Origin of the sequence: Streptomyces globisporus (genome assembly GCF_003501885.1) — a bacterium.
Classification (GTDB): Bacteria; Actinomycetota; Actinomycetes; order Streptomycetales; family Streptomycetaceae; genus Streptomyces; species Streptomyces globisporus_D.
The window spans coordinates 96524-111558 of the sequence record NZ_QWFA01000002.1 but is presented as its reverse complement, the minus strand read 5'-3'; the positions used below and the strand labels follow the sequence as shown (position 1 = coordinate 111558).

At 71.7% G+C, this 15035-nt stretch carries 13 protein-coding genes; 3 read left to right on the top strand and 10 right to left on the bottom strand.

Annotation, left to right across the window (positions count from 1 at the left end; all coding sequences use genetic code 11):
- Nucleotides 1-40: 40 nt before the first annotated feature.
- Entirely contained in the window at nt 41-685 is a 645-nt protein-coding gene (locus tag D3105_RS00990; protein WP_118899107.1) for a TetR/AcrR family transcriptional regulator, read from the top strand.
- Between the two features lie 28 nt (nt 686-713).
- Here the strand turns inward: D3105_RS00990 and D3105_RS00985 are convergent, their stop codons facing one another.
- The 7 genes from D3105_RS00985 to D3105_RS00955 form a co-directional block, all read right to left on the bottom strand.
- Nucleotides 714-1220, bottom strand: coding sequence for a MarR family winged helix-turn-helix transcriptional regulator (locus tag D3105_RS00985; protein WP_118899106.1), 507 nt, complete (start codon nt 1218-1220; stop codon nt 714-716).
- Between the two features lie 48 nt (nt 1221-1268).
- Nucleotides 1269-1679, bottom strand: coding sequence for an STAS domain-containing protein (locus D3105_RS00980; protein WP_118899105.1), 411 nt, complete (start codon nt 1677-1679; stop codon nt 1269-1271).
- Nucleotides 1676-2770, bottom strand: a complete 1095-nt coding sequence (locus D3105_RS00975; RefSeq protein WP_118899104.1) for a cobalamin B12-binding domain-containing protein — start codon at nt 2768-2770, stop codon at nt 1676-1678. The genes D3105_RS00980 and D3105_RS00975 overlap by 4 nt, the downstream gene beginning before the upstream one ends.
- On the bottom strand, nt 2767-4350 hold the full coding sequence (locus D3105_RS00970; RefSeq protein WP_206272605.1) for a PP2C family protein-serine/threonine phosphatase: 1584 nt from the start codon (nt 4348-4350) through the stop codon (nt 2767-2769). The genes D3105_RS00975 and D3105_RS00970 overlap by 4 nt, the downstream gene beginning before the upstream one ends.
- 379 nt (nt 4351-4729) lie before the next feature.
- Nucleotides 4730-5926 carry a PP2C family protein-serine/threonine phosphatase gene (locus D3105_RS00965; protein WP_118899102.1) on the bottom strand — a complete coding sequence of 399 codons (1197 nt, stop codon included), beginning with the start codon at nt 5924-5926 and terminating at the stop codon, nt 4730-4732.
- 131 nt (nt 5927-6057) lie between these two features.
- Nucleotides 6058-6903 (bottom strand): MaoC family dehydratase, encoded by an 846-nt coding sequence (locus tag D3105_RS00960; protein ID WP_118899101.1) that lies wholly within the window; start codon nt 6901-6903, stop codon nt 6058-6060.
- A gap of 6 nt (nt 6904-6909) precedes the next feature.
- The gene (locus D3105_RS00955) at nt 6910-8232 is read right to left on the bottom strand and encodes a 3-oxoacyl-ACP reductase (RefSeq protein ID WP_118899100.1); all 1323 of its coding nucleotides are present in this window, start codon (nt 8230-8232) and stop codon (nt 6910-6912) included.
- 100 nt (nt 8233-8332) lie between these two features.
- Here D3105_RS00955 and D3105_RS00950 point away from each other — a divergent pair, with 100 nt between their 5' ends.
- Both D3105_RS00950 and D3105_RS00945 read left to right on the top strand, forming a co-directional pair.
- Nucleotides 8333-9628, top strand: a complete 1296-nt coding sequence (locus D3105_RS00950; protein ID WP_206272603.1) for an acetyl-CoA C-acetyltransferase — start codon at nt 8333-8335, stop codon at nt 9626-9628.
- Between the two features lie 119 nt (nt 9629-9747).
- On the top strand, nt 9748-11673 hold the full coding sequence (locus tag D3105_RS00945) for an AMP-dependent synthetase/ligase (RefSeq protein WP_118899099.1): 1926 nt from the start codon (nt 9748-9750) through the stop codon (nt 11671-11673).
- 120 nt (nt 11674-11793) lie between these two features.
- Here D3105_RS00945 and D3105_RS00940 read toward each other — a convergent pair whose 3' ends face one another.
- The 3 genes from D3105_RS00940 to D3105_RS00930 form a co-directional block, all read right to left on the bottom strand.
- The gene (locus D3105_RS00940; RefSeq protein WP_118899098.1) at nt 11794-12081 is read right to left on the bottom strand and encodes a hypothetical protein; all 288 of its coding nucleotides are present in this window, start codon (nt 12079-12081) and stop codon (nt 11794-11796) included.
- Nucleotides 12082-12201: 120 nt separating this feature from the next.
- Nucleotides 12202-14322, bottom strand: coding sequence for a prolyl oligopeptidase family serine peptidase (locus D3105_RS00935; RefSeq protein WP_118899097.1), 2121 nt, complete (start codon nt 14320-14322; stop codon nt 12202-12204).
- Nucleotides 14323-14325: 3 nt separating this feature from the next.
- Nucleotides 14326-14916: a hypothetical protein gene (locus D3105_RS00930; RefSeq protein WP_123947555.1), complete on the bottom strand. Its 591-nt coding sequence runs from the start codon at nt 14914-14916 to the stop codon at nt 14326-14328.
- Nucleotides 14917-15035: the final 119 nt, after the last annotated feature.

Sequence of the window (15035 nt, the reverse complement as noted above, 5' to 3'; positions counted from 1 at the left end):
GAGGGGGAGCAGGGCAGTGGGGGCGGGGAGGAAGCCGGACGTGGGTGCTGTGAAGAGCAAGCGGATGCCGCGCGCCGTGCGCGAGCAGCAGATGATGGACGCCGCCGTGCGGACCTTCGGGCAGCGCGGCTACCGGGCCGCCTCGATGGACGAGATCGCGGAGCTGGCGGGCGTCTCCAAGCCGTTGGTCTACCTGTACCTGAACTCCAAGGAGGACCTGTTCTCCGCCTGTATCCGCCGTGAGGCGCAGTCTCTGCTGGAGGCGGTGCGGGCCGGGGTGGACCCGGAGCTGCCCGCCGACGCCCAACTGTGGGCGGGGCTGCGGGCGTTCTTCGTCCACACCGCGGAGAACCCGGACGCCTGGTCGGTCCTGCACCGTCAGGCCCGCTCGCACGGGGAGCCGTTCGTCAGCGAGGTCGGCTCCATGCGGGACGAGATCGTCGCGTTCGTGACGGGCCTGATCGGAGCCGCCGCCCGCGAGGCCCACAGCGACCCGGCCCTCGCGGACCGCGATGTGGCGGGCCTCGCCCAGGCCCTCGTGGGGGCCGCGGAGTCACTGGCGGGCTGGGCCAACGACACCCCGGACGTCTCGGCGCGGGAGGCCGCGGCGACGCTGATGAACTTCGCCTGGGCGGGCCTGGAGAACCTGATGCACGCCCGACCCTGGACGCCTCCGGCGGGATAGCTCCCGCCCCGGACGGTCGCCCCGTGCTTCAAGCCGCGGAGTGGCTGCCAGGAGCGCGGTGCTCCTCTCCGTACGCCAGGTCGAGCTGTGTCCGGAGTCCCGCGAGGCCCCGGGCGAGGGCGCCGCGTTCGCCGGGGGCCATGTCCTCTATGGCCCGGTGGAGCATGGTGTCGCGCTGCGCGCGGATGCGTTGCAGGTGCTCCCTGCCGGCGGCTGTGAGCCGGAGCGCGACCTCGCGGCCGTTGTCCGGACACGGCAGGCGTTCGAGGAAACCGATGGCCTGCAGGCGGTCGCACATGCGGGTCACGGTCGGCGGCGCGGAGGCGAGGCGCTGGCACACGGTGCGCATGCGCACGGCCTCCTCGCCGTCCACGACGTACATCAGCCGCAGCTGGGACGTGGAGCCGGGCGCACTCAGTCCCGTGGTCGCATTTCTGGCGTGGTCCCACATCACGTCGAGGAGCTCGACGATCGAACTCGCGGCGTTGGTCGGCTCCTGCCCGATCCCGGGGGTGGCGGCCTCTGATGCGGTCATGGTTGCCCGTCGGTGGGTGCTTCTCCCCGGTGAGCGCCGGGCAGTGACTCAGGTGGTGCTGTTCGGCCCGGGGGGCCGCGCCGCCCCGGCACTCTCCTCGGTGGCCGACGGCGCCGGGGGCCGGGTCGGAGGGGGGGCCGTCAGATGACCCAGCGTACCGGTGAGGCTCAGGAGCCGCTCCAGCCGTGCGGGCCGGTCGTCCAGATGCAGCCGCACTCCGGCCTCCGTGGCGCGGCGGGCGATCATCAGCAGGGCGCACAGGCCCATGGAGTCGACCGCGCCGAGCTCCGCGCAGCGCAGATGCAGATCGGTCAGCGCGGGCCGTGCGGCCAGCCGGGCGGTGGCCTCCTGCACCAACAGGTCGGCGTTGTCGTAGTCGAGGTCTCCGTGAAGCTCTATACGGACGCTGCTCTGCTCGTCGACCGTGGTCAGCTGGAGGTGGTGGGGGTGCGTGGTCATGCGGTGATCCTGGCGGCGGTTGTTCGGTCGGTGACAAGAGCCCGGGTTCCTGCTCCGAGGATGCGGACGGCCCGGGAGAAGTCCTTGAGCTCCCGGGCCAACAGCTCCAGGGCCGGCGGCAGGCTCGAAGCGGGTACGCCCCGGGCGACGAGGATCCGGGCGGTCCATGCGATGAACCGGGTGAAGAGTTCGTCGTCGTCGAGGTAGAGGGCGGTGGCGAGGTGGTCCACGATGTGCGCGAGGTCCTCGGCGGTGCGCTCGCGCTGCACGTCGTCGTAGGCGCGCATCGCGGGGAAGGCGTCCTCCAGCGCTGTGAAGACCTCGCGCACGAGGAAGGCGCTGCTGCGGGAGACCAGGGTGTACTCCTGGTCGGCCAGGTGGGGCAGGTCGTCGAGCTGCTGGTGGTCCGGCTCCGGCCGGGGCAGCGGCTCCCGCGCGAGGAGGTCGGCGGCGGCGCGGGCGTCGGGGGCCCAGGCGTCGGCGCCCAGCGGCTTCGCGTACCGGCCTTCGGGTCCGAAGGCGGCTCCGCCGACGAGGACGGGGACGCCGATTGCCTGGCAGGCGGTGATCGCCGCGTGCGCGGTGGGCAGCCGGGTGGGGATCGAGCTGGAGAGGGCCACCGCGTCGGCCCGGGTGCGGTGCAGGTGGCCGATCAGGTGCGGGGTCGGGACCTGCGAGCCGAGGTGGTCGACCCGCCAGCCGCGCAGTTTGAGGACCTCGGCCAGCAGGCGGGCGGGCAGCCCGTGCCACTCGCCGTCCACACAGGCCACGGTGATCCGGCCCCGGGTGGTGGCGGTGCGGGCGGCGGGGTGCGTGCTGAGGGCGGCGACGGCCCGTTCGTTGATGGCGGTCGCCGCGTGCTCCTGGGCGACGCTCATCCGGTTGGCCGCCCATTCCTCACCGACACGGCCCTGCACACGGGCGATCACGTCCAGCAGGACGCTCTCCGGATCGGCTCCCTCGTCGAGCAGGCGCAGGAGGAGGTCGGCGGCCGCGCACTCGTCCCCGGCCGAGACGGCGTTCCACAGCAGCTCCGCCGACCGCTCGGCGGGTTCGGCGTCGGAGAGGCGGTGCGTGGTGCCCGTGCTCATGCGGTGTACCTGCCCCGGGTGTGCCCGTTCACCGCGCTCAGGTGGTGGGTGCGGGGCGCGGAGATCACGACGACGGCCATGTCGTCGTGCGAACCGTCGCCCAGCCACTGGGAGGCCAGCATCTGCACGTGCTCCACGATCCCCTCGGCGGGCATGCCCGCACAGCCGGAGAGGGCGCGCTTGAGCCGCTCCTCCCCGAACAGGTCGCCACCCATCGGCCCGCCCTTGGCCTCGGTGATGCCGTCGGTGTACAGGACGCATGACTCCCCGGGGGCCAGGGACGTGGTGATGGTGGTGGAGGCGATGGCGGGGATGACCCCGATCAGGGCGCCCTGGGTGTCGGCCTCCTCGACCGTGCCGTCGGCGCGGACGATCAGCGGGCGGGGGTGTCCGCCGCTGGTGAGCTTGAGGTCCACCGCGCTGCCGCGCCGTACGGCGGAGGCCAGGACCATGGTCGCGAAGCGGGTGTGGTGGGAGCTGAGCATCGAGGTGTTCAGCAGGTTGAGCATCCGCTGGTGGTCGTCGGCGAAAGGAAGCAGCGCGTGCAGGGTGTTGCGGATCCGGCCGGTCAGCACGGCGGCTTCCAGCCCCTTGCCGCACACGTCCCCGAGCAGCACCAGGGACGCATCGCCCTCGACGGTCGCGGGGTGGACGTCGTAGAAGTCGCCCCCGATCCGTTCGTGGTCGGCCGAGGGCCGGTAGCCGCCGGCGAAATCCACTCCGGAGATCTGGTGCAGGGCGGGGGGCAGGAGTTCCCGCATCAGCAGCTCGCTGATCGAGCTCTGCTCCGCGTACAGCCGGGCCGCCGACATCCCGGCACCCGCGCGGGCGGCGAACAGCCGGGCGAAGACCTCTTCCTCCTCGCTGAAGGCGGCTGCCTCCGCCCTGCGCAGCAGGACGAGCGCTCCGGCCGGGACCCCGTGCCCGGGCAGGGGGGTGATCACGATCGAGCCGATGGGCCCCATGCCCTCGGGCTTCATCCACGCGGGGGCCCCGCCCGGGTCCATCCACCGGGAGGGAACCGGCGGGAACCCTCGCAGCGCCTCTCCCAGTCCCGGCACCGCGTCGGGGTTCACCGTCACGGTGGCCGTCTCGGGAGTCCCGCCGCGTAGGCAGGTGACCACGGGCAGCCGATGGCCGCGCGCCGGCGCGATCACGAGAGCCGCGTCGGCGAGGCTCTCGGTGGCCATCTGCGCCGTGACGTCCATGCAGCGCTCCAGGTTGAGGGAGGACAGCAGAACGCTGGACGCCTTCGCGAGGAACGCGCTGAGCTCCCTCTCCATGCGCAGCGCCTCACGGACGAGCCGGTGGTCGGTGTCGTCCACCAGCCACCAGGCGACGGATCCGTCGTCCCGGACCGTGGGGTGCGCCTCGAAGTACCGGCCGTCGATGTCGCCGGCGGCAGCCCGCCCGGCCTCCGGCGCGTCGCGCGCGCCGGAGGAGTTCAGCCCCACGTGCGCGTCGCGGAGCCAGTCCGGCACCACGTCCGCCAGGGGCGTCCCGGGGGTCGCGGCGGGCAGCAGGGCCTCGGCCGCGTCGTTGCACCGTGCCACGATGCCCTGGACGTCGGCGATCAGCACCGGGTACGGTGCCCGGCCCCACGGGAAGTCGGGACGCGTGTCCGTGCGGGTTCGCGCTTGGGGGAAAGCCACATGCCGAGGGCCCGCTGGGCGAACCCCTCACCTCATCAACTAGACGATTGCCTTCAGGCAACCTTCGCCCACGACATGCTCGCCTGACAACCCGGCCCCCTCCTGTGCGGGCTCCCCCGGGCAGAAGGTCGCAGAGTCTTCACCTGGCGGTCACACATCGACCGGGCGCGGCCGACGGCCGGCCCGGTCGATGCCCGGGCAGAAGGTCGCAGAGTCTTCACCTGGCGGTCACACATCGACCGGGCGCGGCCGACGGCCGGCCCCGGGATCGGCGGTTCACCGGCCCGGCCGGATCAGACGCCCGCCGTCACGGCCCCGCCGGATCGGACGCCTCGCGGCCGTACCAGTCCAGGCACATCACGAGCGAGTCGTCCGCCGCCGGCCCCGAACCCCGGTGGCCCAGAAGTTCCTGGAGCATCACCCTCGGCACCTGCGGCGCGGGCAGCAGCCGCGTGCTGTTGATCGAGGCGGCCAGCGCTCGGAGGCTGTACTTCTCGCCGGCCGGGGACAGGGCGTCGTAGACACCGTCGCTGATGAACAGCAGCCGGTCACCGGGCTCGACCTGGAAGCGCTGCGCGACGTAGTCGGTGTCCTCGAACATGCCCAGGGGCATCTGCGCCTCGAACGCGATCTGCTCCACGACCCCGTCGCGCACCCGCCACACCCGGGGTGATCCGGCGTCGATGACTTCCACCTCCCCGGTCGGGAGGTGGAAGCGGAAGAGCAGGGTGGACAGGTACTGGTCCCCGCGGTGCTGCCCGTACACCGCCTGGTCGGCCAGGTACGCCTGGTCGCTCAGGCTGAGGCCGGCGCGGCGGGCGTTGCGCAGGGCGTTGACGCAGAGGTTCGTCAGCAGGGCGGCGTGGATGCCCTCCCCCATGCCGTTGCTGACGGTCACGTACAGGTCGTCGGCCGAGGCCGACCAGTCGAAGCTGTCGCCGAAGATGGCGTAGGCGGGCTCCAACTGCGCGCCCAGGCTGTACTCCGGGCGCGCGCACGAGCGGCCGGGCAGGAGCTGCCACTGCATCTCGGCGGCAAGGGTGAGCCGTTCCGCGCGCCGGGCCTGCAGGAAGAGGTCGGTGTCCCGCTCTGCCACGACCACCTCGTGCGCCAGGGCGTCGGCGCACTCCTGGAGATCCGACAGGACCTCGGCTGTCGGTCCGCCGTCCTCGTCCGTCGCCAGCGTGACGCTGAGGACGCCCAGCCGGTCTCCCCGGACGCTGACCGGGAGGTGGGCCGTCACCGTGGCGGCCGAGGTGTCCCGTACGCAGTGCGGAGCCTGCGCGCCGAAGGCGCGACCGGGCGCGCTGTCGTGCACCGGGACCGGGGTGCGGGTGTCCGGAAGGACGCCGACGGGCTGCAGCCGGGTCATCGCGTAGTCGGCGAGCAGCAGGTCCACCGTGTGGGCCCGGTGGCGGCGCTCGATCACCGATCGGACCACGTCGAAGATCTCGTGGGGCGCGGCCTCACGCAGTGCGCGCTCGACCGCGCTGGGTCTCTCCACCGGTACCGCCCTGCTTTCTCGTGCATGTGTCCACCGGTCGGCGTCGGTCACGGCCGGCCGGAGTGGGCGGGAGCCCACAGGGGAGTGTCACATGCGCGCCCCGGGAGGCGGTGCTCGGGAAGCAGTGACGCCTACGCCGTTCGGGCCACCGTCCCCACCAGGTGCACGCGCCCCTTCGCCCCGCGCAGCGCGAAGGTGTGGCCGGCGGCGTCGGCGGCGTACGTCACGGTTGCGGGCAGCAGGACGGGGGCCTTGAACTCGACCCGTACGGAACTGAGCTCGGGCGCCTCCCCGGTCGCGCTCTCCGCCAGGCAGCGGGCGGCCGTCCACATGCCGTGCGCGATGGCCCGGGGGAAGCCGAACAGCCGGGCGGTCAGCGGGTGGAGGTGGATCGGGTTGCGGTCCCCGGAGATCGACCCGTAGCGCCGCCCGAGGTCACCGGGCAGCCGCCATTCGGCGACGGCGGGCAGATCGCCGACGGCGTCCGGGGCCGAAGCCGTGAGGGGTGAGGCTGCCGCATCCGTCGTCGCGTGCCGGGACAGATAGCCGCTGCGGGACTCCCACACCGGCTCCCCGTCCACCCGTGCCTCGGTCACCATCGTGACCTCGGTGCCCCGCCGGTGCGGGGTCAACCCATCGGCGTACACGGCCAGTTCGAGCGGCTCGAAAGGCTGCACGGCCCGGTGCGGGGTGATCTCGATCCAGGTGTGGACGAGCCCGAGGACCGGCAGCGGGAAGGTGCGCCCGGTCATCAGCCGCATGGTGAGCGGGAAGGCCAGCACGTGCGGATACGTCAGCGGCAGCGGGCCGGACTCCGCGAACCCGCAGATCCTCCCGTACGCCGCGAGCGGCCCGGGTGCGACGGGCGCGGCCGGGCGGGTCGGGCGGTCCGGGGGCAGGGCGGCGTCCGGCCGGCCGGCGCGCTTGAACGGTGAGGTGAGGGCCCCGCGCACGAGCGAGGCGCTGAGTGAGGTCACCGGTGATCACGCCCCCAGCAGGCTCTGGCCGCAGACGCGCAGCACCTGGCCGTTGACGGCGGCGGAACCGGGCTGCGCGAACCAGGCGACGGCCTCGGCGACGTCCACCGGAAGCCCGCCCTGGGAAAGGGAGTTCATGCGGCGGCCCGCCTCGCGGATGAACAGCGGCACGGCGGCGGTCATCTTCGTCTCGATGAACCCGGGGGCCACCGCGTTGACCGTGACGCCGTGTTCGGCGGCGGCGCGCGGCCCGAGCGAGCGGACGAGGCCGATGACACCGGCCTTGCTGGCCGCGTAGTTGGTCTGGCCGTTGTTGCCCGCGATGCCCGCGATGGAGGCGGTGGCGACGACCCGGCCGCCCCGGTTGAGGGTGCCCGAGGTGAGGAGTTCGTCGGTGGTGCGGAGCACGCTGTCGAGGTTGACGTCGATGACCTGGGCCCAGCGGTCGGCCGGCATGTTGGCGAGGCGGCGGTCGCGGGTGATGCCCGCGTTGTGGACGAGGACGTCGAGCCCGTCCGGTGCGGCGGCGGCGATGCGGGCCGCGGCGTCGGGTGCGGTGATGTCCAGCGGCAGCGCGGAGGCCCCGAGCCGGTCGGCGGTGCGCACCAGGTCGTCCTGGGCCCGGGGGACGTCCAGCACGATCACGTGCGCCCCGTCGCGGGCCAGCACCGAGGCGACGGAAGCGCCGATGCCCCGCGCCGCGCCGGTGACCAGGGCGGTGCGGCCGGCGAGCGGGGCGTGCTGGTCGGCCACGGGGCCCGGGGCGGCGGTGGTCAGCTCGATCACCTGGCCGCTGACGTAGGCGGACCGGGGGGAGAGCAGGAAGCGGAGGGTGGACTCGGCGGCCCCCGGCGCGGCCCCGGCCGGAATCCGCAGGAGCTGAGCGGTGGAGCCGCACCCGATCTCCTTCCCCAGCGACCTGACGAAACCCTCCAGCGCCTGCTGGGCAGCGGCCTGATGGTGGTCCTCGGGGGACGGGGGCGTGCCGATGACGACGATCCGGCCACCGGGAGCCTGCGACCGTACAACAGGATGCAGGGCCGCGTGGACCTCGGCGAGACCCCGCGCGGAGGTGACCCCGGTGGCGTCCAGCACGATCCCGGCCGGCCGAGCGGCCTGGGCGTCGACCGTCAGACCGGTCGCGGCCAGCGCCTTCGCCAGTTCGTCCGTGATCGCGGAGTCCCCGGCGGTCAGATGCAGCAGCGGCCCGTCCAGGCGCGGGGTCTGAAGGCTCCAGCGGCGCAACGGGGCGGGCTGCGGCAGGCCGAGCCGCCGGGTGAGGAAGCGGCCGGGTGCTGTGCCGGTGAGGTGCAGATAGCGATCGGCCATTGTCCTGACTCCCTGCTCGGTCGTAGATTTACTCTGGAGTAAGGTTACTGAAGAGTCAGGAGCTGGTCGAGATGAACAATCCCGGACCGACCGAGACGAGATGGTCACGATGACGCGCCAGGGCCCGTTCGTGCCGCTCTCCCTGCCCCAGCCGCGCCGCGTCGCGGTGCTCGGCGGCAGCCGCACCCCCTTCGCCCGCTCCGACGGCCCGTACGCGACCGCCTCCAACCAGGACCTGCTGACGGCCGCGCTGAACGGCCTGGTCGAGCGGTACGGCCTGGCCGGCGACCGGGTCGGGGCGTTCGTCGCGGGCGCGGTCCTCAAGCACAGCCGCGACTTCAACCTGGCGAGGGAGACGGTCCTCGGCTCCGCCCTCGACCCTCGTACCCCGGCGTACGACATCCAACAGGCCTGTGGCACCGGCCTCCAGGCGGTCATCGCCGCCGCGAACCAGATCGCGCTCGGGTCCGTCGACTCGGCTGTCGCGGGCGGCTCCGACACCACGAGCGACGCCCCGCTCGGCGTCAACGACGACCTGCGCCGCATCCTGCTCGCCGCCCGCCGCGCGAAGACGACGGGCGCCCGCCTCGCAGCGCTCTCCGCCGTACGCCCCCGCCACCTCGTCCCGGACATCCCCCGCAACGCCGAACCCCGCACCGGCCTGTCGATGGGCGACCATGCCGCCGTCACGGCCCGCCGCTGGGCGGTCACCCGCGAGGACCAGGACCTGCTGGCCGCCACGAGCCACCAGCGCCTGGCCGCCGCGTACGAACGCGGCTTCCTGGACGACCTGGTGGTCCCGTACCGCGGCCTGGACCGCGACCAGAACCTGCGCCCGGACTCGACGGCCGGGAAACTGGCGCGCCTGAAGCCGGTGTTCGGCACCTCCGACCCCAACCCGACCATGACGGCGGGCAATTCGACGCCGCTGACGGACGGGGCGGCGACGGTCCTGCTGGCGAGCGAGGAGTGGGCGCGGGACCGGGACCTGGAACCGCTGGCGTACCTCTCCCTGTACGAGACGGGCGCGGTCGACTACGTGGACGGCGACGAAGGCCTCCTCATGGCCCCGGCCTACGCGGTGCCGCGCCTGCTGGAGCGGGCCGGCCTGGGCATCGAGGACTTCGACCTGTACGAGATCCACGAGGCGTTCGCCTCCCAGGTGCTGGCGACCCTCGCCGCTTGGGAGGAGCAGGGCCTCGCCCCGGTGGACCGCACCCGCCTGAACGTGGCCGGCTCCTCCCTGGCGACCGGCCACCCGTTCGCCGCGACGGGCGCCCGGATCGTGGCGACGCTGGCGAAGCTGCTGGCGGAGCGGGAAGGCCCGGGCCGGGGCCTGATCTCGATCTGCGCGGCGGGCGGGCAGGGAGTGACGGCGATCCTGGAGCGCCCGTGACCGGGTAGTTCCTTGCCGTCCCTGTTGTTCCTGCCCTTCCCCGCTGTTCCCTGCTTTCCCCTGCCGGACGGACGACCCGGCGAACCGACCCGCCCGACCCCCGAACCGAGGAGCCGCACGTGTCAACGCCACCTTCCGCCGTATCCGCATCCGCTGTTTCGCAGCCCGTCCTGATCGAGCCGACGAAGAAGCGCGGCCCGGACGGCCGGGTCCAGGAGGTCTCCGTACCGAAGTTCGCGCCGGTCGTGGAGCGCGGCTCGCTGGCAGAGATCCCGTTCGACAACGCCCGGGAGGCGCCCGGGGAGTTGGTCCTCAGCCGTAAGGACGCCGAGGGCGCGTGGCAGGACGTGAGCGCCGCCGAGTTCGCCGCCGAGGTGCTGGCGGTGGCGAAGGGCCTGATGGCGGAGGGGCTGCGGGCGGGGGACCGGGTCGCGATCATGGCCCGGACCACGTACGAGTGGACGCTGCTGGACTTCGCGGCGTGGGCGGCGGGCCTGGTGACGGTCCCGATCTACCCGACCTCGTCCGCGTTCCAGGCCCGCTGGATCCTCCAGAACTCGGGCGCGGTGGCGTGTGCGGTGGAGACGAAGGAGCAGGGCCGCCTGATCAGCCAGGAGCGCAAGCAGCTCGGCGACCTGGCGCACCTGTGGCAGTTCGACACGGGGGCGATCGGCCACCTGAAGTCCCTCGGCAAGGACATCCCGGACGCGGCGGTCGCGGCCCGCCGGGCCACCCTGGAACCGCACAGCCCGGCGACCCTCATCTACACCTCGGGCACGACGGGCCGCCCGAAGGGCTGTGTCCTGACCCACGGCAACTTCTTCGCCGAGGTCGACAACGCGATCGAGCTCCTCCACCCGGTCTTCAAGTCGGTGTCGAAGGAACCGGCTTCGACCCTCCTCTTCCTCCCCCTCTCCCATGTCTTCGGTCGGATGGTGGCGATCGGCTGCATGCGGGCGAGGGTCCGCCTGGGCCACGCCCCGTCCATCCAGACGGAAGACCTCCTGGCCGACCTGGCGGGCTTCCGCCCCACGTTCCTGCTGGCCATCCCGTACGTCCTGGAGAAGGTCTACAACACGGGCCGGGCGACGGCGGAGAAGATGGGCCGCGCCTCGTCGTTCGACCGCGCGGCGAGGATCGCCCAGCGCTACGGCAAGGCGGTGGAGGCCGCCGAACACGGTACGGGCCCGGGCCCGGGCTTCGGCCTGCGTGCGGCCCGCGCCCTGTACGACCCGCTGGTCTACCGCCGGATCCGGGCGGCGCTGGGCGGCAAGGTCCGGTACGTGATCTGCGGCGGCTCCCCGCTGGGCCGGCGCCTCGCGTCGTTCTACGAGGGCGCGGGCATCGGCATCTTCGAGGGCTACGGACTCACCGAGACCACGGCCGCCCACACGGTGACCCCGCCTCTCAAACCCCGGCTGGGCACGGTGGGTTGGCCGCTGCCCGGCACCTCGGTGCGCATCGCGGACGACGGCGAGGTGCTGCTGAAGGGCGGCCAGGTGTTCCGCGGATACTGGGACGGGGAGCGGGCGGAGGTGACCCCGGCGCTGCTGGCGGACGACTGGTTCCCGACGGGCGACCTGGGCGCGCTGGACGAGGACGGCTATCTGACGATCACGGGCCGCAAGAAGGACATCATCATCACGTCGGGCGGCAAGAACGTCACCCCCGCCCCCCTGGAGGACTGGCTGCGCGCCCACCCCCTGGTCAGCCAGTGCATGGTGGTCGGCGACAACCGCTCGTACGTCACCGCCCTGATCACCCTGGAGCCGGACGGCCTCCAGCACTGGCGCCAGATGACCAAGAAGCAGGACATACCGATGCGCGACCTGGTCCACGACGAGGATTTGCGCACGTCCTTGCAGAAGGCGGTGGACGAGGCGAACCGCCTGGTGTCCCGTGCCGAGTCGATCCGCAAGTTCACGGTGCTTCCGGTGGACTTCACGGAGGAGAACGGCCACTTGACGCCGTCGCTGAAGCTGAAGCGGGACGCGATCGCGCGGGACTTCTCGGGGGAGATCGAGGGGCTGTACCGGAGGGGGTGAGGTGATCGGAGTGGCGGCCGCCAGGTAGTCGGGCCTGCTCGGCCACAGGGTTTGGACACTCAGTTGTTCGGGGGCCTACCCGACTCCCGCGCAGCACCGTGTGCGGGAGTCGGCCCCGAGTTACTTCTTGACGTACAGCTCCTGGAAGGGCGTGAAGGGGAGCGCCTGGTAGCAGAAGTACGCGGTCCACCTGCCCTCCGCGATTCCCGCCTTGCCCTCCGCCTGGCAAGCTGCGGCCCGTCCGTAGAAGGACTCCTCGTGCACATAGCCCGGAGGGGGCGTGCCGAACGCCGATGAGGCGACGGGCTGTTGTTGGTCGGTGTCCGCAGCGAAGGCCTGGGGCGCTGTTGCGGCAAGGGCCGCGGTGAGGACCGCTCCGTGAAGAGATCGTCGTATCCAGCGGTTCATGTCAGGGCTCCATTCGGTCGGGTGGGAGTGGTCGCAACGGTGAGTGGTCGTATCTGTCGCGGGAGTATCCGCTCGTGTGCAGGCTGTCGGCTGCGCGAGAAGCACGAAGTCACCGCCGGGTCATGCCGACGAGTCCAGCGGTAAGCCGGTTTGCCAGGCGGCGAAAGCAAGTTGGTCGGCAAGGAGGCCCACGATGAGGCTCATGGAGCGTGCACCGTGACCGGCACCGGGTTCGCGTCGCAGGATCACGACTCCTGCCTTGTCATCGGGGATCGGACGGCGCCTTGCGGCGTGCTGGAGTGCGGCGCACATCTTCCTGGCGTGCATGGGGTCGACCATGGCGTCCCCGTCGGAGACGCTGAACAGGACGGAGGGGTAGACCCCTTCCGGGGTGACGCGGTGGTACGGCGAGTAGGACATGAGCCATTCGAGCTCCTGCTCCACGTCGGCGGAGCCGTATTCGGCAGTCCACGACGGCCCGAGCCCGAACCGCTCGTACCGGACCATGTCCAGGACAGGAGCTCCGCAGAGGACGGCCCGGTAGAGACCGGGACGCTGCGTGAGGGCGGCCCCGACCAACAGCCCACCGTTCGATTCACCACTGATCACGAGCTGTGAGCTCGTGGTCCAGCCTCCTTGGATCAGGCCTTCGGCCGTGGCGTGGAAATCATCGATCGAGGTCTGCTTGTTGGCTCCGGCACCCGCGGCGTGCCACTGGGTTCCGCCCTCGTCGCCACCACGTACGTGGGCCACGGCGTAGATGCCGCCCGCTTCCACCCATGCCAGTATCTCCGGGTTGTACGCGGGTGCCAGGGAGAGTCCGAAGCCGCCGTATCCGTAGAGGATGGTGGGCAACGGGCCGCGACGTGAGTGCGGAGCGAAGACGGTGACCGGGATCTGCGTGCCGTCCGAAGCCGTGCAGTTGAGATGGTGCACGGCACCAGGAGGCTGCTCGGGGAGCGACTGCCGTCCGGGTGGCGATGCCCAGACCGTGCGGGTGCGGGTGCGGGCGTCCCAGTGCAGGACAGTCGGTGGCGTGAACGGATCGGTATAGGTGATCCATGCCTCGTGCCCCCGGCCACGGATCTCGCCGACGACGCCGGCGCCGGGGAGGTCGATGTCATGGAGATGTTCACCCGTGGCCAGGTCATGGACCGCGATCTCGCTGAACGTGTGCCGGTTCCGGCCGGCCAGAAGAAGAGGGCGCGTGAGTTCCGGGCTCTCGAGCAAGGCGACGTGTTCGAGCTTCGCGTCCGGGTCCTGAGGGAGGAGGTCTCTCCAGTTCTCGGGCTGCGGGTTCTCGATGTCGGTGACCGCGAGGCGGCCGTGGGGCGCGTCATGGTCGGTGTGGAGGTACAGCTGTCCGTCGCGGCCGACGAGAGGGCGTGTGTGAGCATGGGCCTTGCTCTGCACGGCTGTGAAGACCGGTTGCGGAGAGCCGTCGGTCGTGAGGTCGGCCAGCCACACTTCGTTGTGATGCGTGGCGCCGGTCCTGGCGGTCAGGATGAGCCGTCGGCCGTCCACTGCCAGTGCGAGCCCGTAGGAAGTCGTCTTGCTTCTTTCGGCGCCGAAGACAAGCACATCGTCGGTGTCGGCGTCGGTGCCCACGCGGTGCATGTAGACACGGCGATGGTAGTGCTCCTCACCTTCGGGCACGGCGGAGCCGGGCAGACTGCGCACGTAGTAGAAGGCGTCACTGCCGGGGAGCCACGCGATGGGGGAGTTGCGGCATCGGGTGATGGGCCCGTCGACGACAGCGCCTGACGCGATGTCCAGGACGTGGAGACTGCTGTTGTCACCGTTGACGGACACCTGATAGGTGAGCCGGGTTCCCGTGTGGTCCGGATACCAGCTGTCCAACGTGGTGTGCCCGGTGGGATCCAGCTTCATGGGATCGAGCAGAAGGCGCCGGCTGCCGTCCTCCTCGGCGATGAAGAGGGCGGCGTGCTCCTGCCCGGGCTCCCGGTTCATGAAGAAGTAGCGCGTTCCTCGCCAGACGGGAGGGCCGACCGCGCCGACGGATATCAGTTCCTTCACGTGGGAGCTCAGCCGGTCCCGCCCGGGCAACGCGTCGATGGCGGCATGCCTGATCCGGTCCTGCTGGTCGAGCCAGGCCCGAGTCTCCTCGCTGTCGGGTCGTTCCAGCCACCGGTAGGGATCGGCGATGGAGTGGCCGAACCGCTCCTCCGTGATGTCCTGGCGTCGGGCAGCCGGGTAGGTGAAGTGCGCGTCGGAGAGCACTGCTCAGTCCTTTCCCCGCTCGTCGACCAGCTGAGCGATGACCTCGGTGTAGCGAAGTACTTCCGGCTCGTCCCATCTCACGAAGACGCAGAAGTCGTGCAGGTGGAGCAGGACCTTCAGCGCTGCCGCGCGGTGAGCCGACCGGTCGGGCGGGAGTCCATAGCCTTCAACGAACCGTGCGGCGAGACGGTCCCAGCCGGCGGGAGGCACCGGAAGCGGGATACGCGTCGACAGGGCACGTAGTTCGTGCAGTTCGCCCAGGACCCAGCCGACGTCCTGTTGCCAACTGCCGAAGCCCAGCTCTTCCCCGGTGAGCAGCGCGTCGGCCTCCTTCGTCTCCGACGGCACGAGCAGTCCCAGGCTCGGATTCCCGTGCAGCAGAACATGCGGTCCTGAGCGCAGGCTCTCCAGCCATGAGGCCAGCAGCTTCCAGCGGTGTGGACCGAGTGCTTGCCGGACACGTGCGTGCAGTGCTGCTGGGAGGCCGGGCAGCGGACTGTCCATCCAGGCCGACAGCCGAAGCCAGGTCAGGGGCATCCCGGGAACCGGGCCGCTCGCTTCCAACGGTTCGGTGTGAAGGGCGCGGAGCAGCATCCCGAGGTCCTTCAGGAGCGAACCGGCCCTCACGTGGTCCTGGGGTGATTGCGAAAGGAGGAGATCGAGGGCCGAGTTGGCTCCTGGGGCCGAGTAGTGGAGCGTATCGCCGACCGGCC

Excerpts from the sequence above, each read along its gene's own strand:
- D3105_RS00930 (WP_123947555.1), bottom strand. The coding sequence starts at position 14,916 with ATGCTGCTCCGCGCCCTTCACACCGAACCGTTGGAAGCGAGCGGCCCG.
- D3105_RS00975 (WP_118899104.1), bottom strand. The coding sequence starts at position 2,770 with ATGAGCACGGGCACCACGCACCGCCTCTCCGACGCCGAACCCGCCGAG.
- D3105_RS00950 (WP_206272603.1), top strand. The coding sequence starts at position 8,333 with ATGGTCACGATGACGCGCCAGGGCCCGTTCGTGCCGCTCTCCCTGCCC.
- D3105_RS00985 (WP_118899106.1), bottom strand. The coding sequence starts at position 1,220 with ATGACCGCATCAGAGGCCGCCACCCCCGGGATCGGGCAGGAGCCGACC.
- D3105_RS00940 (WP_118899098.1), bottom strand. The coding sequence starts at position 12,081 with ATGAACCGCTGGATACGACGATCTCTTCACGGAGCGGTCCTCACCGCG.
- D3105_RS00980 (WP_118899105.1), bottom strand. The coding sequence starts at position 1,679 with ATGACCACGCACCCCCACCACCTCCAGCTGACCACGGTCGACGAGCAG.
- D3105_RS00955 (WP_118899100.1), bottom strand. The coding sequence starts at position 8,232 with ATGGCCGATCGCTATCTGCACCTCACCGGCACAGCACCCGGCCGCTTC.